Source organism: Actinoplanes sp. NPDC051411 (genome assembly GCF_040682075.1).
GTDB lineage: Bacteria > Actinomycetota > Actinomycetes > Mycobacteriales > Micromonosporaceae > Actinoplanes.
Genome location: NZ_JBFBAD010000271.1, coordinates 1 through 2,905 on the forward strand (window position 1 = coordinate 1; position 2,905 = coordinate 2,905).

The following is a 2,905-nucleotide window of genomic DNA, read 5'->3' on the forward strand; positions in this document are numbered from 1 at the left end:
AATGACCGGCCCCGTAAGATCCATAATTGGAAGAAGCCCTCCGAGATATTCGCCGAACTCGTAGAGGTAAATGCTTCGACTGTCTGAATCTGCCGTGCTGTACCGGGTATCGGGCACGCCAGTGGGTAGGAATCTGAAACTGGCCCGCCGACCGGCCACAGAGGCGGAACTGGAAGCCGACCCCACGGACAAGATCAAAACGCTGGCGGAGACCCGCGGCGAAGGTGGCTACACGATCGTGGCGCCATCACACGGGAGCGTGCATGAGTCACGGCGCCCGTGGGCGGCAATCGGAGCCGCCTCCCCGGCCCGGATTGCGACAATCACGGCTGCCGAACGCAGGGCGCTAATGGCAGTGGTACGGGCTTTGGACGGCATGCCCGCACCTTCCAATCGACCGGTAGCCCGAACGTATACGGCGGCACCTGGCGGCATGGAGGTGTCGCCGGGAGATGACTTCGAGCGGCGCACCGACTGGGCGGAGATCCTCGTTCCGGCCGGCTGGACCTTGGTTCATCAGGTCGGAACGACGCGGTACTGGCGCCGACCGGGCAAGCGAATCGGGATTTCGGCGACCACGGGCCGTGCTAGCGACCGTGACCGCTTGTTTGTCTTTAGCACGAGCACGCCGTTTGAGGCGGAGACGCCGGCGACGAAACTGCACGCCTACGCCGTGCTGCACTATCGAGGCGATCACTCAGCGGCGGCCCGTGCTTTGCGCCACGCTGGGTTTGGCAACGGGCGCTCATCGGCCGGTTCGCCGCTGCCCCCCGGTTCCGAGGTCGCAGAGGGGGCCCCCACGGCCGGTTCTGGCACCGGACCCGCACGAGCCTCGGTCGGCCGGGAGCCGCTGCACCCGGCCGCGGCATGGGGTCCTACAGAGGACGGTTTGGCGCGGGCTCTGGTGGCTCGGCACGGGCACGAACTGCGCTACGTTCCGCAACGAGGCCGCTGGCTGATCTGGGATGGCTGCCGGTGGGCCTGGGACCACGCGGAGCGTCACCGAGAGCTCGTCCGTGGGCTCGCCCGGGAATTGCCCTACTCGGGAGCGTGGCGGCGTTTCAAGCGCCAGGCGCTATCGGCGAGTGGGGTCTCCGGCGTCATCAGGTTGGCCCGTTCGGACCCTGCGGTCACGGTGGCGATGACGGAGTTGGACGCCCGCCCGTACGAGCTGAACACGCCCGGTGGTGTCGCGGACCTACGCACGGGTGAGATGCGACCCTGTGATCCGCGGCTTTTGCACACTCGATGCACGGCGGCGGCGCCCGACTTCGGGCGCCGGTCAGAGGTCTTCGACCGCTTCCTGCTGGACACCTTCGGCGACGACGCCGACCTGGCTCGATTCGTGCAACGACTGCTCGGCGTATCTGCAGTCGGCCAGGTACTCGAGCAGGTGTTGCCCTTGGCGATAGGGCCGGGGGCAAACGGGAAGTCCACGTTGCTGGAAGCTGCGATGCACGCGTTGGGCCGGGACGATGGCGGCTATGCGGTGGCTGCACCGGCCGAGATGCTGATGGTGCGGCAGCACGCGGAACACCCGGCCGAGCTGGCGCAGCTGGCAGGGGCGCGGCTGGTGGTCTGCGCGGAGCTCGACGAAGGGCAGCGTTTCGCTGAGGCGCGGGTGAAGTTGCTGACCGGCCGAGACTCGATCAACGCCCGGTTCATGCGCCATGACCCGTTCACTTTTGTGCCGAGCCACACCCTGTGGATCCTGGCGAATCATTTGCCGGCTGCTCGGTCGGGCGGGCCCGCGTTCTGGCGGCGTATCAGGGTCTTGCCGTTTACGCGGGTGGTGCCTGCGGATCGGCAGGACCGGCGGCTGGGTGAGCGGCTGGCGGACGATGCGGCCGCGGTGTTGGCCTGGATCGTTGCGGGAGCTGCGATGTACCACCGTGACGGCCTACGTGAGCCAGACGTGGTGACATCGGCTACTCGCGAGTACGCGCGCGACAACGACTCTGTCGGCCGGTTCGTCGAGGAACAATGCCTTCGGGCTGGTACCGAAAAGGTGCGTACCACCATCACGGCGCTTCGCGAGGCGTATGAGTGGTGGTGCGAGCAGGTCGGCGAGCGGCCGGTAAACCCCAAGCGGTTGACTCAGGAGCTGCGTAGCCGTTTCGGGGTGGGAGAGGCTCGCGGCACGAAAGGGCGGCGTTACTACACCGGACTCGCGCTCGCTGAATTCGGCGCCGGTCAGGGCGATTTGTTCGATTCCGCCGGCGGCTCTCTCGGCCCTGGGTGACAGGAGTGACAGGAGTTCCTGTTGTTGGCTTTACGCGCGCGTGCGCGCGTACATGGTGCGCGCGGGTTGGCGATGAACCGGGAAAGTCGGCTTCTGCTGTCACCTGTCACCCTCTTCTGCTCCGGGGTGGCCGAGCCCGGGTGCGGTACCTCGGCTGGGCGCGTTGCATGGGGCAGCCGGCGGGACGGGTCTCAGGCCTGAACGGGAACTCTTGTGTCCTTATGTTCGGGACGTGGTTCGTCGGGCGTGGCGGGAGGACCGTGTATCGCTCTTTTGTTCGGCATCGTGCATCACCGGCTGAGCGGGGTCGGGTCATGCGGCAGGAAGACGAGATGGACAGCAAACGCAGCAGCACTCAGATCGTGCAGGTTCGATCATGTCAGGTGCGGCTCGCGTCGATGGAGGCTCCAGCATCGCCTCTGCCGAGCTGCGGCGTGGTCGATGCTAAGACGAGCAGACCCAGCTGATGAGGAACGTCCGGGCGGTGGTCTGTGGTGGAGTTGTGGCGGCTTCTGGTGTCGGCCATCAATCGACGCCTGACGGTCAGATCAGACGAGACAGCGGTTTACCTGTCAGCGCTCACGGAATTCTCCGGGGTCTGGCTCAGGTAATTCCCCAGGTGGTGGCCCTCGGGGTGTAGTTCTATCTGGTGGTTGTGGTGGT

The 2,905-nt window shown here is 66.3% G+C and carries 1 protein-coding gene; it reads left to right on the top strand.

The genetic code is table 11. The features are described from left to right. Positions 1-433 precede the first annotated feature (433 nt). Entirely contained in the window at positions 434-2,242 is a 1,809-nt protein-coding gene (locus tag AB0M88_RS53085) for a phage/plasmid primase, P4 family (protein WP_364116255.1), read from the top strand. Positions 2,243-2,905 lie beyond the last annotated feature (663 nt).